The organism is Marinobacter sp. SS13-12 (assembly GCF_030227115.1).
Taxonomy (GTDB): Bacteria; Pseudomonadota; Gammaproteobacteria; order Pseudomonadales; family Oleiphilaceae; genus Marinobacter.
Map to the genome: position 1 here is coordinate 40487 of NZ_JASSUA010000002.1, position 13530 is coordinate 54016.

Sequence of the window (13530 nt, forward strand, 5' to 3'; positions counted from 1 at the left end):
CTCTGGTATGATAGGCGAAACCAAAACCCACCCGATGATCCCCTGGAGCGATTGTGAGCAAACTGACGCATCTTGATGAAAAAGGCGCCGCACGTATGGTTGACGTGACGTCCAAGGCCGTCACCGAACGAGAGGCCAGAGCGGAAGCTCTGATCAGGATGGCGCCTGAAACCCTCGCCATGATCGTTGAGGGTCAGCACCCCAAGGGTGATGTGCTGGCAGTCGCGCGGGTGGCAGGCATCATGGCGGCCAAGAAAACCCACGACCTGATTCCTCTGTGCCATGCGCTGAACCTGACCTCAGTTAAAGTGGAGCTGACGCCGGGCAAGGATGGTGCGTCGGTGCATATTGCCACGCTGTGTAAACTCTCGGGGCAGACGGGGGTCGAAATGGAGGCCCTGACGGCTGCCAGTGTGGCCGCGCTGACGCTCTACGACATGTGCAAGGCGGTTGATCGCGGTATGGTGGTGGATAATGTCCGCCTGCTGGAGAAGAAGGGCGGTCGCAGCGGCCATTGGTCTGCTTCAGGCTCCGGTTCGTAAGTGCTGTATACGTCAGCATTACCGGAGGAATGACCGTGCAGAGACTACGCCAGGAAGGTGGCCACGTGATAGAATGCGCGGCCCGATTGACTGAACCACGAGGAAGCACTGTGGCCGTTCGTTACATCCAGACATGCCGGTTGCCTACCCCTTTCGGCGTTTTCGACATGCACGGTTTTGAGGAGCCGGACACCGGGAAGGAACATGTGGCCCTTACGCTGGGTGATCTTGGCAGTCCCGAGCCGATGCTGGCACGGACACACTCCGAATGCCTGACCGGCGATGCGCTCTACAGCATGCGTTGTGATTGCGGCTATCAGCTTGAGGAAGCGCTTCGCAGCATTGCCCGCGAAGGCCGTGGCATTCTGATGTACTTACGCCAGGAAGGCCGGGGTATCGGCCTGTTGAACAAGATTCGCGCCTATAATCTGCAGGATCAGGGGGCAGATACGGTTGAAGCCAACGAGCAACTCGGTTTCGCCGCTGACCTGCGGGATTACACCATGTGCCGGGACATGCTGGAGCATCTGGGCATCAGCAGTCTGAGGCTGATGACCAACAACCCCCGCAAAGTGGATGCACTGACGGACCTGGGTATTGAAATTGCGGAACGTGTGCCGCTGCACGTGGGGCGTAACCCCCACAACGAGCATTACCTGAACACCAAGCAGAGCAAACTCGGACACTGGTTCGAGACTCATCAGGACGACGATCCCACCGTCTGATTCTTCCCGCTGTCCCATTACTTCACCGCCTTGAGTGACTGGCTGTTTTCCATTCGCTCCCGGCGGCCTTCAATAGCACGTCTGATGCCTTCTGCATCCAGGCCGCAGGAAGACAGCAGTTCTCCGTGCTTGCCATGATCAATGAAGGTATCCGGAAGTCCGATCTGCAGCAGGGGCTGACTGATGCCGCGGCTGTTCAGGAACTCCGCCACCGCGCTGCCGGCACCGCCGGCGATCGCATTTTCCTCGACAGTCACCAGCAGGTCGTGTTGCTCTGCCAGAAACAGGATCAGTTCCTCATCCAGCGGCTTCACAAAGCGCATATCGGCCACCGTTGCGCCCAGTGCTTCGGCGGCTTCCAGTGCAGGCGTCAGCAAGGTGCCAAAGTTCAGGATGGCGATGCCCGTGCCTTCTCTTGCCAGCCGACCCTTGCCGATGGGCAGGGGAGCGAGCTCCCTGATAATCTCGGAACCCGGTCCGGTTCCCCGCGGGTAGCGGACCGCAGCGGGGCCATCAAACAGCATGCCCGTATGCAACAACTGACGGGTTTCGTTTTCGTCAGAGGGTGCCATCACGATCATATTGGGTATGCACCGCAGGTAACTGATATCGAAAGCACCGGCGTGGGTGGGGCCGTCTTCGCCCACCAGGCCAGCGCGGTCAATGGCAAACAGTACATCCAGGTTCTGTATCGCCACATCGTGGATCAACTGGTCGTAGGCCCGTTGCAGGAACGTGGAATAGATGGCAACCACCGGCTTGGCGCCATCACAGGCGAGACCTGCCGCCAAGGTAACCGAGTGCTGCTCGGCAATGGCAACGTCAAAATACCGGTCCGGAAAGCGCTGGGAGAACGCCAGCAGGTCAGAGCCCTCACACATGGCCGGGGTGATGCCGACGATGCGTTCGTCCGCCTCTGCGGCGTCACACAGCCACTGACCAAAGACATTGGCGTACTTGGGCTTCGATGGTTTGGGCACTACCGGCTCCGGTTTGCTGGCGGGCACCGGCTCGATCTTGTTGATGGCGTGGTAGCCAACGGGGTCGGCTTCGGCGGGCGCGAAGCCTTTGCCCTTGGTGGTTACAACATGCAGGAATTGCGGGCCGTCCAGCTCGCGGATATTTTCCAGGGTTTCCACCAGCAGGGGCAGGTCATGGCCGTCGATGGGGCCGATGTAGTTGAAGCCGAGTTCCTCGAACAGGGTGCCCGGGGCAATCATGCCCTTGAAGTGTTCCTCGGTCTTGCGGGCCAGCGCCATCAGGTGTGGTGCTGCCTGCAGTACCCGTTTGCTGCTGTCCCGCACCTGGTTGTAGGTGCGGCTGGCCAGCAACTTGGCGAAGTAGTTCGACAGCCCGCCCACATTATGGGAAATGGACATGTCGTTGTCGTTGAGGATAACCAGCATGTCGGCATGCAGGTGGCCGGCGTGATTCAGCGCCTCGAAGGCCATTCCTGCGGTCATGGCACCGTCACCGATCACGGCGATGCTCTTGCGTCCGGTACCCTGCAGGCGCGCGGCCACGGCCATGCCCAGGGCAGCACTGATCGAGGTGCTGGAATGCCCTACGCCGAAGGTGTCGTATTCGCTCTCGGCGCGTTTGGGAAAACCCGCCAGGCCGTCTTTGCGTCGAATGCTGTGCATGCGTTCGCGGCGACCGGTGAGGATCTTGTGAGGGTAGGCCTGATGCCCCACATCCCACACCAGACGGTCTTCTGGCGTGTTAAAGACATAGTGCAAGGCCACGGTCAGTTCCAGAACGCCCAGACCCGCACCGAAGTGTCCGCCAGTCTGACCTACCGACCATAGCAGAAACGCGCGCAATTCCCTTGCCAGCTGGGTGAGCTGGTCATCTGCCAGCTCCCGCAGCTGTGCTGGAGCATCTATCCTGTCCAGAAGCGGCGTGTTGGGCCGTTTTGACGGGATTTCCTTGAAAGTATATGTATCCTGCATCTGCTCGGGTCTTTTCCGGGTGGTTCAAAAATGTGGTTTCTATTATAGGGGATGAAGGGACCCGGTTTCATACTGATTGGGCCAGACGGGCTCCACCAGTCCTCCACCTTCAGTGCCAGTGTGCATGCCAGTGCCGTGGTGGTTCAATGGGTACGGGCCACCACGTAACCGGCCATGTCTCTGAGTATGTCGCCTTCCTTGCCGAACCCCTCAAGGCTGGACAGTGCCGAATCCAGCAGCTGGGACAAGTAGTCCCTGGCGCCGGCAGTGCCAAGCAGTGACGGGTAGGTAGGTTTGGAGCGGGCGAGGTCCGATCCCTGGGGTTTGCCGATGACGGTCGTATCACCTTCAATATCCAGAAGATCATCCTGCACCTGGAAGGCAAGCCCCAGGGTTTGTGAATAAATCGTAAGGGCTGCCAGTTGCTCCTCGCCAACATCGGGAGCAGTCAGTGCGCCTATCCGCACGCTGGCGGCAATCAGGGCTCCGGTCTTGTGGCGATGCATGGTCTCCAGCTGGTCGATGGTCAGGCTCTTGCCGACCGATTCCAGGTCTATAGCCTGGCCGCCCACCATGCCCAGGTGCCCGCTCGCGGAGGCCAGCTCCCTGATCATGGCCAGGCGGATCTGGTCATCCAGCCCAGGTGCTTCTGCCAGCCAGCCGAATGCCATGGCCTGCAGCGCATCACCCGCAAGAATGGCGGTCGCTTCGTCAAAGGCAATATGGGTTGTGGCCCGGCCCCGACGCAGTTCGTCGTCATCCATGGCGGGCAGGTCATCATGGATCAGCGAATAGGCATGGATCAGCTCCAGGGTGCACGCCGGAACAGTCGCGCTGCCCGGCGACTGCCCCACGGCTGCCGCTGCCGCCAGACACAGGGCCGGTCGAATTCGCTTGCCGCCCCCCAGTACACTGTATCGCATGGCCTGTTGAAGGCGTTCAGAACTGTTGCCCGACATGGCCAGCCGGCACTCCAGTTCTGCATCGATCCGGCTGCGGCAATGCTCCAGGAATGTCACCAGGCGGGTATTCGGTGTTGGCATCAGGCAGGTTCGTCCGGGGTAAAAGGTCTGGTTTCCAGTGTGCCATCGCTGTTTTCCACCAACTGCTCCACTCGCTGTTCCGCTGTCTTGAGTGCCTGCTGGCACTCGCGTGTGAGCTTTACGCCCCGTTCGAATGCCGTCAGTGACTGCTCCAGGGACAGTTCGCCCTGCTCCAGGTCACGGACCAGTTTTTCCAGCTCATCCAGGGACTTTTCAAAGTCGGCGATGGACGCCGTGCTTTTCTCACCGGCCATACGGGGCCTCCGGTTGCTTGGCGGAATTTGGCGGATTATATCAAAGCTTCAGGCCGGCCGCTGCCAGCAGAATGCTCTGGCGTCTTCCTTTTTGCCCTCAGGCCCCCAGACCTGTTCGGTGACGCGGATCTCACCGGAGGTGCTGACGGTGACAACCGTGGTGGCGCGGGTACCATAATCACTGCCAATGATAAACGGAGACGAAAGGAACCGCTCTGTCTCCCGGCCCACCCCGGTGTCCGGCAACTCCCGGTCAGGCGCGGGCGTGGTGTCTTGCAGGCGGGTGATCAGGTTCTGATGGAGCTCCTCGGTCGTCCCGGAGCTTGCACTCTCAAGCAGTTCTGTAACCGAGTTCCTGAGCCGGAGCAGTTTGGGCCAGGGTGTTTGCAGCAGATGATTGCTGAGACCATAAATGCCACGGTGAACGTGGCGGCCGGGGTGGGCGTCGCGATTGCTGAAATACCAGCCATGTTGCGTATTCAGGCTGACCAGGTTGAAGCCGGAATATTGGTTATTCTGTTGCCGAAGCCGGGGTTCCAGCGTCTCGCTGTCCTGGGCAAGGGCCATTAGTGGAAGTTCGCCCCGGGAGTGGGTGCCCGGTGCCTGCGTGCCTTCCCGTACATTGGTCACGGCACAGACCTGGCCATTGATGTCGACGGCAAGCCAGGTGCCACCGGAGAGCAGATCCCGACCCGCAAGGACCTCCCGCCCGGCGGTTTCACTGGCCCACCAGTCCATGGCCGCGGTAGGGCGGCGAAAGAACTCGTCGCGATTGGCCGCCACCACCAGTGGAAAGTCAGGATGCTGTCGCAGGGAAAAAACAATCAGGCACATGAAGGGGGCTCATCCATCGCGAGTGAACAAAGAGGCGTCGATGTGTATCATACCAGCCTGTTTTATTCTCTGCGTGTGGCTGAGTATGACCCTGATTGCGGTAATTGGTCTTTATCTGGCGCTGGGCGCCCTGGCGGGCACCATGGCGGGCCTGTTTGGCATTGGTGGTGGCCTGGTCATTGTGCCGGTACTGATCTTCAGTTTTGGCCTGCAGGGGGTCAGTAGTGAAATCGCCGCGCACCTGGCCGTGGGAACGTCGCTGGCAACCATCGTCTTCACTTCAATGAGCTCCATACGCTCGCATCACCTTCATCAAGCGGTTCGCTGGGAAATTTTTCGCCCAATGACTGCGGGTATCGTGGTAGGTGCGATACTCGGTGCCTGGACGGCATCCATGCTCAGTGGCGATGCGCTGGAACTGATCATCGGTGTGTTTGTCATTCTGGTGGCGTTGAAAATGCTCCTGGAGGTCAATCCGAAACCCGGTCGCGATGTACCCGGTTCGGTAGGGCTGGGTGGCGCAGGTGCAGGAATCGGTTGGGCATCTGCGATTTTCGGTATCGGTGGCGGCACACTGACGGTACCTTTCCTGAGCTGGTGCAATGTCCGAATGCAGCAGGCTGTGGGAACCTCCGCCGCCTGCGGCCTGCCCATTGCTGTGGCCGGTGCGCTGGCGAATATGGGTACCGGCTGGCAGAACCCGCATCTGCCGGACCTCAGTGTGGGCTTCATTTATTTGCCGGCGTTTCTGGGTATTGTACTGACCAGCGTATTGTTCGCCCGGGTCGGTGCCAACCTGGCACACCGCCTGGACGCCGCTCTGTTGAAAAAAATCTTCGCCATGGTACTGATCGTGGTGGGTATCCGTTTTCTGTTATGACCTGAGGGGTTATTGATGCTCCAGCATCCGCAAATTGATCCGGTGGCCATTGCCATTGGACCTATGAAAATACACTGGTATGGCCTGACCTACCTGGTTGGTTTTCTCGTTGGCTGGTGGCTGGGCCGCATTCGCGCCCGCAAACCCTGGTCGCCCATCACCGAAGTCCAGATGGGTGACATGCTTTTCTACATTGCCCTGGGTGTCATACTTGGTGGCCGCTTTGGTTATGTGATCTTCTACAACTTCGGTGCCTTCGCTGCCGACCCACTGATGTTGGTGAGGGTCTGGGAGGGAGGTATGTCCTTCCACGGAGGCCTGCTGGGCGTGATGGTCGCCATCTGGTGGTTCGGCCGTAAAGTGGACCGCACCTTCTGGCAAATCGCCGACTTCGTCGCGCCGCTGGTGCCGGTGGGCCTGGGCGCTGGCCGCATCGGCAACTTCATCAATGGCGAACTCTGGGGCAAGCCCACGGACCTTCCCTGGGGCATGGTCTTCCGCACCGCCCCGGATGCCCTGGCGCGACATCCGTCCCAGCTGTACCAGTTTGCTCTGGAAGGCGTCGTATTTTTTATTATCCTGTGGTGGTTCTCCTCCAAACCCAGGCCCCGCATGGCCGTGTCGGGCCTGTTCCTGGCATGCTATGGCATCTTCCGCTTCCTGGTGGAATTTGTTCGCCAGCCAGACCCTCAACTGGGTTATCTGGCTTTTGACTGGCTCACCATGGGGCAGGTGCTGTCATTCCCGATGATCCTCGCGGGTGTTGCACTGATTGTTTTTGCTTACCGGAGAAACGCTGAATGAAAGCCTATCTCGACCTGATGAAAGACGTGGTAGCCAACGGCATGGACCGCGGTGACCGCACCGGTGTTGGTACCCGTTCCGTGTTCGGCCGCCAGATCCGCTTCAACCTACAGGAAGGTTTTCCCCTGGTGACCACCAAAAAAATCCACCTGCGCAGCATCATCCAGGAGCTGTTGTGGTTCCTGCAGGGCTCCACCGACAACAACTGGCTGAAAGAGCGCAAAGTGTCCATCTGGAACGAATGGGCGCTGGAAAACGGTGATCTGGGGCCGATCTACGGCAAACAATGGCGCAGCTGGCAATGCCCGGACGGCAGCACCGTTGACCAGATCAGCGACGTGATCGACCAGATCCGCAACAAGCCCAATTCCCGCCGGCTGATCGTCTCCGCCTGGAACCCGGCCGAACTCCCTGACGAATCCATCGGCCCCCAGGACAATGTGCGTCAGGGCCGCATGGCGCTGGCCCCCTGCCACTGCCTGTTCCAGTTCTACGTCTCTGACGGCAGGCTCTCCTGCCAGCTCTACCAGCGCAGCGCAGACCTGTTCCTGGGCGTGCCGTTCAACATCGCGTCCTACGCACTGCTGACCCACATGATCGCCCAGCAGTGCGATCTGGATGTCGGAGAGTTCGTTCACACGTTTGGTGATTGCCATCTGTACCAGAACCACCTGACCGACGATATCGTCTTCGAGCAGTTAAAGCGTGAGCCACGAGCGTTGCCGAAGCTTGTGATTAAACGGAAGCCTTCGTCGATCTTTGAATACGAGCTTGAGGATTTCGAGTTTGACGGGTATGACCCTTACCCCGGGATCAAGGCGCCTATTGCGGTTTGACCCTCTGGCCTGGTTTCCGGCCCTTTGGTTTCGGGGGCTGCAGGTCAGCGGGTGGGGCTTTATCCCGAAGTAGTCATTGATCAGCCGACTGAATTGTCGAATCGCGAGAGGGCGGGAAGATGTGTCCAAAAATGTGCGGAGCCATGGATGGCGGAGCCCAAGCCGCGCATGGATGCCTTGAGGCGTTTTTTGGACACATCTTCCCGCCCTCTTGCAGCCCCCAAAGCCCGAGAGCCCCGGATCCGGAGCTCCCAAGCCAGAGGTCAAAGCGATGAGGAAAGCACTCATAGTGGCCATGTCCCAAAACCGGGTCATCGGCCGAAACAACAAGCTGCCGTGGTACTTGCCGGGTGACCTGAAGTACTTCAAGCAGGCCACCATGGGCAAGCCCATTATCATGGGGCGGAAAACCTGGGATTCCATAGGGCGGCCATTGCCCGGGCGGATGAACGTGGTGATTTCACGGAATCCGGAATGGGAAGTGCCCGCGGGAACAGTGGCGGCAACGTCACTGGACGAAGCGTTGGTGAAAGCTGAAGCTCAGGCCGAGATTGAAGGCGGGGACGAAGTGATGATTATCGGTGGCGGGCAGATTTACGCCGAAGCCTTGCCGATGGTGGATCGAATCTATATTACCCAGGTGCACGCTGACGTGGAGGGAGACGCATTCTTTCCGGAAGTGAACTGGGATGAGTGGGAAGAAATCGGACGGGAGGATTTCTCCGCGTCCGACAACAACCCTTACGACTACAGCTTCGTAGTCTATCAGCGACTGAAACAGTCCTGAGCGCCTGGATTAGCCCTGACGGGGCGGGCGCTTACCGGCGGGTTTGCCGCCCTTGCCCGGGGGCTTGCCCTTCGGGCCGGGTCCACCACGGCCCTTGGGGCCTTTCTTGAAGCCTGGCTTGTACCCGGGCTTGCCACCAGGACGGCCACCCTTGTGGTCCCGACGCGGCGGCGCATTGGCGGAAATTTCCGGCAAGGCCTCCGGCTGATCCAGCGGCAGTGAGCCGGGCTGGGACGCTTCCAGCCAGCAGGCCAGGGCACCGGCCACCATTGCCGTGTCCATTTCATTGCGCTCGGCAATTTCATCCAGCAGCGCCATCGCCTTGGCCAGTTTACCGTCCTCAGCAAAACCCAGCAGCTGCGTTTCGAACTGCTGTTCGCGCATCTTCTTCAGCTCTACGGGCGAAGGCAGTTGGTAGGATTCCATCGGCGAGTTGGTGGCACGCTCAAGCGTGCGCAGCCAGCTGCGCTCGCGGGGAGTCACCAGCAAAATCGCCTTGCCTTCCCGGCCGGCGCGGCCGGTACGGCCTACCCGGTGGATATAGGCTTCCGTATCGTAGGGCACGTCGTAGTTGATGACGTGGGTAATGCGGGGCACGTCCAGGCCGCGCGCAGCTACGTCAGTTGCCACGATGATATCTTTCTTGCCACGCCTGAGGTCATCCACCGTCTGCTCACGCTGGCGCTGGTTCAGGTCGCCATTCAGCGGTGCCACTGAATGTCCACGGGCTGACAGCTTTTCCGCCAGCAGCGTGGTTTCCGCTTTGGTACGCACGAAGATAATGGCGGCGTCCAGCGGCTCCACTTCAAGAATGCGTGTCAGCGCATCCAGCTTGCGTTCGGCATAAACCGGCAATACAAACTGGGAAATACGCTCAACCGTTCGGGTCTCGCTCTCGATTTTTACTTCCGTGGCATCGCGCAGATAGGTCTGGGCCACTTTCTTGATCTGCGGCGGCATGGTCGCTGAGAACAGTGCGCGCTGACAATTTTCCGGTGTCTTCGCCAGAATCGCTTCCACGTCATCGATGAAGCCCATGCGAAGCATCTCGTCGGCTTCGTCCAGCACCAGGGCCTTGAGGCTGTCGAGCTTCAGGGTGCCTTTGCGCAGGTGGTCCAGCATGCGGCCGGGGGTTCCCACGATTACCTGTGCGCCGCGGCGCAGGCCTTTGATCTGAGGAAAGAAATCCTGGCCACCGTATATCGGCAACACATGAAAGTTACGGAATTTGCTGGCGTAGGTGGTAAACGCCTCGGCCACCTGGATGGCCAGCTCCCGTGTGGGTGCCAGGACCAGAATCTGCGGCTCCATAAGGGAGGCGTCAATGCGGCTCAGCAGTGGCAGCGCAAAGGCCGCGGTCTTCCCGGTGCCGGTCTGGGCAACACCCAGAAGATGCTTGCCGGCCAACAGCGCAGGAATGGTCTGGGCCTGTATGGGAGAAGGTTTTTCATAACCGACGGCGGCAACAGCTTCAAGGACAGCTGGATCCAGGCCGAGTTCGGCAAAAGACAAGTCAGACATTAATGTACTCGGAATTCGAAGGGTAAAGCATTGCAATGCAATGCATGATGTGGCTCGGATTATAACTGGTTTCTTGAGTCTTTAACACGGCTAATGCCTGTGGGGCGGTAGGTAGTTGCCGGAGCCGGAGTTGCGTTGCTGGCGGATATTCGGCAATCTCCGGATTGAATCGGATAGGATGCTAATAAGGCAAGCTGATGAATTTCGAAAAGTTATTGGAAGTGGCCGCAAAGGGTGGCGAAGTGACCATCCCGTCATCGTGGGCCCAGGGCCGAGCCTCGTTTGGTGGTGTGAGTGCGGCGCTTGTGTTTGACCGGATGGCGAATGCTGTTGCGCCTGGCCGGCCAATGCGGTCCATGCAGGTGTCTTTTGTGGGCCCGGTAACGCCGGAGGAGCCTGCGACGGTCGAGGCCGAACTTCTGCGTGAAGGTAAGGCTGTCAGCCAGGTGTTGGGGCGCATTGTTCAGGGTGGCGAGCCCAGGCTGATGGTTCTTGCCAGTTTTGGTGGCGACAGGGAGTCTGAAGTGCAGGTGGGCGCCTTACCGGCGCCGGAAGCGAAACCGGTAGACCAATGTAACGGGTTGGATTATATCAAGGGTGTGACTCCGGAGTTTATCCAGCAGATCGAAATGCGCTGGGCTTTTGGTAATCTGCCGTTCAGTGGCAAGGGTGGCCGCGAGCTTGGTGGCTGGATGCAGTTCAGGAAGACTCCGGAAACCTTTTCAGACGCGCACATTATTGCCCTCGTTGATGCCTGGCCGCCTGCTGTTTTGCCCTACGTAAAAGGACGGGTGAAAACCAGTTCCCTGGCCTGGGCGCTGGATATCGTTCATCCCAGGCCGGTTCTGGAGCCAGGAGACTGGTTGCTGTACAAGGCGACGATTGACGAGGCAAGTTCCGGATATGGCCACACTCATGCAGGGATCTGGACTGCACGCGGAGAGCTGGTAGCTCTGAGCCGGCAAACGGTAACGGTATTTGGATAGCGACAATACCAACGTTCATCCCTGTCTTTGAGGTAAGGAATCCCCGTGAAACCCGTCGAAACGATGAAAGTGCTGGTGGCCAGCGTGATTGCGGTTGTGGTCATGGTGGGCATTGCCCGGTTCTCCTATACGCCGATGATTCCCGAGATGGTCGGCGCGCTTGGCCTGAGTACGTCCGTGGTGGGCATGCTGGCGACGGTGAATTACGCCGGCTACCTGACGGGTGCGTTGCTTATCACCCGGATCAGCGATCTAGGGCTCAAGGTAAGGCTGTACCAGCTCGGGCTTGTTGTGGCAGTGATTTCAACGGTTCTTATGGGGTACACCACCAATGTGTGGTTGTGGTTCATTTTGCGGTTCATTTCCGGACTCAGCACCTCAGCCGGCATGTTGTTGGGGGCCGGTCTGCTGATGAGCTGGCTGATCAGGAACAATCAGAAGTCCGAGCTGGGGGTTTTCTTTTCTGGCATCGGTCTCGGGATTGTTCTTACGGCGGTGGTGGCCGAGCTGATCAAGGATGCCTTTACCTGGGATACCCAGTGGGTGATTTACGGGTTGGTGGCGTTGGTGCTGGTGATTCCCGCCTGGCGCTGGATGCCGGACTACAGGGCCTGCGCCTTGCCGCAAACTGCAGGCAAAGCTGCAGGGAATGAGCGGAGCCGCTTCATCCGCATATTGCAGCTGGCCTATTTTTGCGCGGGGGTGGGCTATGTGGTGACAGCCACCTTCCTGGTGGCTATTGCGGAGTCAATGCCGCAGCTCAAGGGTCACGGCTGGCTGATCTGGCTGGTTGTCGGTCTTGCTGCCACGCCGGCCTGCTGGCTGTGGGATGTGTTCTCGCGTCGGTGGGGGCAGTGGCTGGCGTTGTATCTGGCGTACACGCTTAACGCCGTCAGTATCGTGATGCTGATTGTCAACGCCGACCTGATAGGCGTGATGCTCAGTGCCGTGATCTATGGCGCCAGTTTTATCGGGATTGTCAGCATGATGCTGGCGATGGTGGGGCGTGTTTTCCCCGAGAATCCATCCCGGCCGATGAGCCGGCTGACGTTCAGCTATGGCATAGCCCAGATGCTGGCGCCTGCTGTGGTAGGTTACCTGGCCGATGTAGAAGGTAACTACACCAACGGCCTCTGGCTTACCCTGATGGTGATGGCGCTCGGTGTGGTGATGCTGCACCTGGCGCGAAAAATGGAACAACGGGGGCAGGGCACCTCTGCGAGCTCCTGCTGATAACGGCCGAGGCTATCTGCATCGGGGTACGGTTATTCCATTTCGGGCAGGGCTTCGCTGAGGGCGCCTGAATCACGCAGGCCACCGAAGCGTTTGTAGAACTTCTCACCCGGCCCTGGCAAAGGGCCGGAAGCATTCTCCAGAGTCTCGTCCAGCCAATGCTCGGCGCGCACATAGATCTGGCGGTAAAGGTTGCGACAAAGCTGCTTGGCGCTGCGACCCTCCCAGTCCCCCGGTAACAATTCATCGGGCAGCAGGGGGTCACGAAGCAGTATCTTGCGATACTCGTGGATCAGCAGGATCCGCAGAAGCAGACATTCCTCCGGGTTAAGGGTGTCTTCAGACTGAAGCTCCCGCCACAAGGGGCGGAACTGTTTCAGAAAGCGCCTGTAACGACCCCCGAGTTCATCCAGATTCCAGCTTTCGCGAACCTGGAGGCGAAGTGCTCTGGGACTCTTCTGCTCCATGGGCATGGTCTGCATCACGATGGTGTCGTCCACGGCACCCCATTCCTGCAGCATGGGCATCAGTTCGTTGCGGGTAAACCTCGGGTGCTCCATCAGCCCCGGGGCCATACTGCCGAAGCTGAGCCACTTCAGTTCTTCCCTGACTTTCTGACGAAGTTCCGGAGCCAGCTGATTCAGGTAGACAAGGCACCAACTGCCGTTCCACTCCGCCGTATCGAGATTGTAAACGTGCTGAAAGGCCTGCTCGAACCGACGCAGGCCGGGGCCGGTGAGGCTGTAGTAACTGCAGCGCCCGACCTTTTCCGTTTGCAGCCATGATTCCTGAACCAGGCGATACACCGAGGTGCGTACCAGACGCTGACTGATGCCCATGGGTTCTACCAGTTTCATCAGGCTGCCAAGCCAGACATTGCCGCCGCGGGGGACGATGGCGTCGCCATAGATGGTAATGATGAGAGAGCCGGCGCGGAGTGGCCGTTTCTTCTGGAAGTTTTCGACGAGCAGTTCGAGCTGGTTTTTTGCAGTCATGGCACTGGGTTCGCAAATAAGAATCAATGAAACACGTTGCGCGTATTATGCGGGTCTTACGTGTCAGGTAAAGGCTTGTCTCTCTGATTGCCGTGCTGGCGGGTTGCGTCAGCGTCAGCTTTACTGAAAGAGCCTTGG

14 protein-coding genes are annotated in these 13530 nt (G+C 59.2%); 8 read left to right on the forward strand and 6 right to left on the reverse strand.

The features are described 5' to 3' along the window. The first annotated feature begins 53 nt into the window (after positions 1 to 53). Together moaC and ribA are read left to right on the forward strand one after the other, a co-directional pair. Positions 54 to 542 carry a cyclic pyranopterin monophosphate synthase MoaC gene (gene moaC, locus QPL94_RS13155; RefSeq protein ID WP_285357991.1) on the forward strand — a complete coding sequence of 163 codons (489 nt, stop codon included), beginning with the start codon at positions 54 to 56 and terminating at the stop codon, positions 540 to 542. A gap of 110 nt (positions 543 to 652) precedes the next feature. Beyond that, complete coding sequence (ribA, locus tag QPL94_RS13160; RefSeq protein WP_285357993.1) at positions 653 to 1267, forward strand: GTP cyclohydrolase II; 615 nt, start codon at positions 653 to 655, stop codon at positions 1265 to 1267. A gap of 17 nt (positions 1268 to 1284) precedes the next feature. Here the strand turns inward: ribA and dxs are convergent, their stop codons facing one another. The 4 genes from dxs to QPL94_RS13180 form a co-directional block, all read right to left on the reverse strand. Beyond that, positions 1285 to 3219, reverse strand: a complete 1935-nt coding sequence (gene dxs, locus QPL94_RS13165; RefSeq protein ID WP_285357994.1) for a 1-deoxy-D-xylulose-5-phosphate synthase — start codon at positions 3217 to 3219, stop codon at positions 1285 to 1287. 143 nt (positions 3220 to 3362) lie between these two features. Next, positions 3363 to 4262, reverse strand: coding sequence for a polyprenyl synthetase family protein (locus QPL94_RS13170; protein WP_285357995.1), 900 nt, complete (start codon positions 4260 to 4262; stop codon positions 3363 to 3365). After that, entirely contained in the window at positions 4262 to 4516 is a 255-nt protein-coding gene (locus QPL94_RS13175) for an exodeoxyribonuclease VII small subunit (RefSeq protein WP_137437402.1), read from the reverse strand. Before QPL94_RS13175 ends, QPL94_RS13170 begins: the two co-directional genes overlap by 1 nt. A 48-nt stretch (positions 4517 to 4564) precedes the next feature. Continuing rightward, the gene (locus tag QPL94_RS13180) at positions 4565 to 5350 is read right to left on the reverse strand and encodes an NRDE family protein (protein ID WP_285357997.1); all 786 of its coding nucleotides are present in this window, start codon (positions 5348 to 5350) and stop codon (positions 4565 to 4567) included. Between the two features lie 85 nt (positions 5351 to 5435). Here QPL94_RS13180 and QPL94_RS13185 point away from each other — a divergent pair, with 85 nt between their 5' ends. The 4 genes from QPL94_RS13185 (at position 5436) to QPL94_RS13200 (ending at position 8657) form a co-directional block, all read left to right on the forward strand. After that, complete coding sequence (locus QPL94_RS13185) at positions 5436 to 6230, forward strand: sulfite exporter TauE/SafE family protein (protein ID WP_285358707.1); 795 nt, start codon at positions 5436 to 5438, stop codon at positions 6228 to 6230. 15 nt (positions 6231 to 6245) lie between these two features. Next, the gene (gene lgt / locus QPL94_RS13190; RefSeq protein ID WP_285357999.1) at positions 6246 to 7034 is read left to right on the forward strand and encodes a prolipoprotein diacylglyceryl transferase; all 789 of its coding nucleotides are present in this window, start codon (positions 6246 to 6248) and stop codon (positions 7032 to 7034) included. Beyond that, positions 7031 to 7870 (forward strand): thymidylate synthase, encoded by an 840-nt coding sequence (locus QPL94_RS13195; RefSeq protein ID WP_285358000.1) that lies wholly within the window; start codon positions 7031 to 7033, stop codon positions 7868 to 7870. The genes lgt and QPL94_RS13195 overlap by 4 nt, the downstream gene beginning before the upstream one ends. Positions 7871 to 8141: 271 nt before the next feature. Beyond that, positions 8142 to 8657, forward strand: a complete 516-nt coding sequence (locus QPL94_RS13200; protein WP_285358002.1) for a dihydrofolate reductase — start codon at positions 8142 to 8144, stop codon at positions 8655 to 8657. A 9-nt stretch (positions 8658 to 8666) separates the two neighbouring features. Here QPL94_RS13200 and QPL94_RS13205 read toward each other — a convergent pair whose 3' ends face one another. Continuing rightward, positions 8667 to 10178 carry a DEAD/DEAH box helicase gene (locus tag QPL94_RS13205; protein ID WP_285358004.1) on the reverse strand — a complete coding sequence of 504 codons (1512 nt, stop codon included), beginning with the start codon at positions 10176 to 10178 and terminating at the stop codon, positions 8667 to 8669. 197 nt (positions 10179 to 10375) lie between these two features. Here QPL94_RS13205 and QPL94_RS13210 point away from each other — a divergent pair, with 197 nt between their 5' ends. Next, the gene (locus QPL94_RS13210) at positions 10376 to 11164 is read left to right on the forward strand and encodes an acyl-CoA thioesterase (protein ID WP_285358005.1); all 789 of its coding nucleotides are present in this window, start codon (positions 10376 to 10378) and stop codon (positions 11162 to 11164) included. Positions 11165 to 11209: 45 nt separating this feature from the next. Next, positions 11210 to 12397 carry a YbfB/YjiJ family MFS transporter gene (locus QPL94_RS13215; protein ID WP_285358006.1) on the forward strand — a complete coding sequence of 396 codons (1188 nt, stop codon included), beginning with the start codon at positions 11210 to 11212 and terminating at the stop codon, positions 12395 to 12397. 32 nt (positions 12398 to 12429) lie between these two features. Here QPL94_RS13215 and paaX read toward each other — a convergent pair whose 3' ends face one another. Next, positions 12430 to 13392 carry a phenylacetic acid degradation operon negative regulatory protein PaaX gene (gene paaX, locus QPL94_RS13220; protein ID WP_285358007.1) on the reverse strand — a complete coding sequence of 321 codons (963 nt, stop codon included), beginning with the start codon at positions 13390 to 13392 and terminating at the stop codon, positions 12430 to 12432. Positions 13393 to 13530 lie beyond the last annotated feature (138 nt).

Bases quoted from the DNA above. Each gene is read 5' to 3' on its own strand.
- dxs (WP_285357994.1), bottom strand. From the start codon at position 3,219: ATGCAGGATACATATACTTTCAAGGAAATCCCGTCAAAACGGCCCAAC.
- QPL94_RS13170 (WP_285357995.1), bottom strand. From the start codon at position 4,262: ATGCCAACACCGAATACCCGCCTGGTGACATTCCTGGAGCATTGCCGC.
- QPL94_RS13175 (WP_137437402.1), bottom strand. From the start codon at position 4,516: ATGGCCGGTGAGAAAAGCACGGCGTCCATCGCCGACTTTGAAAAGTCC.
- QPL94_RS13180 (WP_285357997.1), bottom strand. From the start codon at position 5,350: ATGTGCCTGATTGTTTTTTCCCTGCGACAGCATCCTGACTTTCCACTG.
- QPL94_RS13185 (WP_285358707.1), top strand. From the start codon at position 5,436: ATGACCCTGATTGCGGTAATTGGTCTTTATCTGGCGCTGGGCGCCCTG.
- lgt (WP_285357999.1), top strand. From the start codon at position 6,246: ATGCTCCAGCATCCGCAAATTGATCCGGTGGCCATTGCCATTGGACCT.
- QPL94_RS13195 (WP_285358000.1), top strand. From the start codon at position 7,031: ATGAAAGCCTATCTCGACCTGATGAAAGACGTGGTAGCCAACGGCATG.
- QPL94_RS13200 (WP_285358002.1), top strand. From the start codon at position 8,142: ATGAGGAAAGCACTCATAGTGGCCATGTCCCAAAACCGGGTCATCGGC.
- QPL94_RS13205 (WP_285358004.1), bottom strand. From the start codon at position 10,178: ATGTCTGACTTGTCTTTTGCCGAACTCGGCCTGGATCCAGCTGTCCTT.
- QPL94_RS13210 (WP_285358005.1), top strand. From the start codon at position 10,376: ATGAATTTCGAAAAGTTATTGGAAGTGGCCGCAAAGGGTGGCGAAGTG.
- paaX (WP_285358007.1), bottom strand. From the start codon at position 13,392: ATGACTGCAAAAAACCAGCTCGAACTGCTCGTCGAAAACTTCCAGAAG.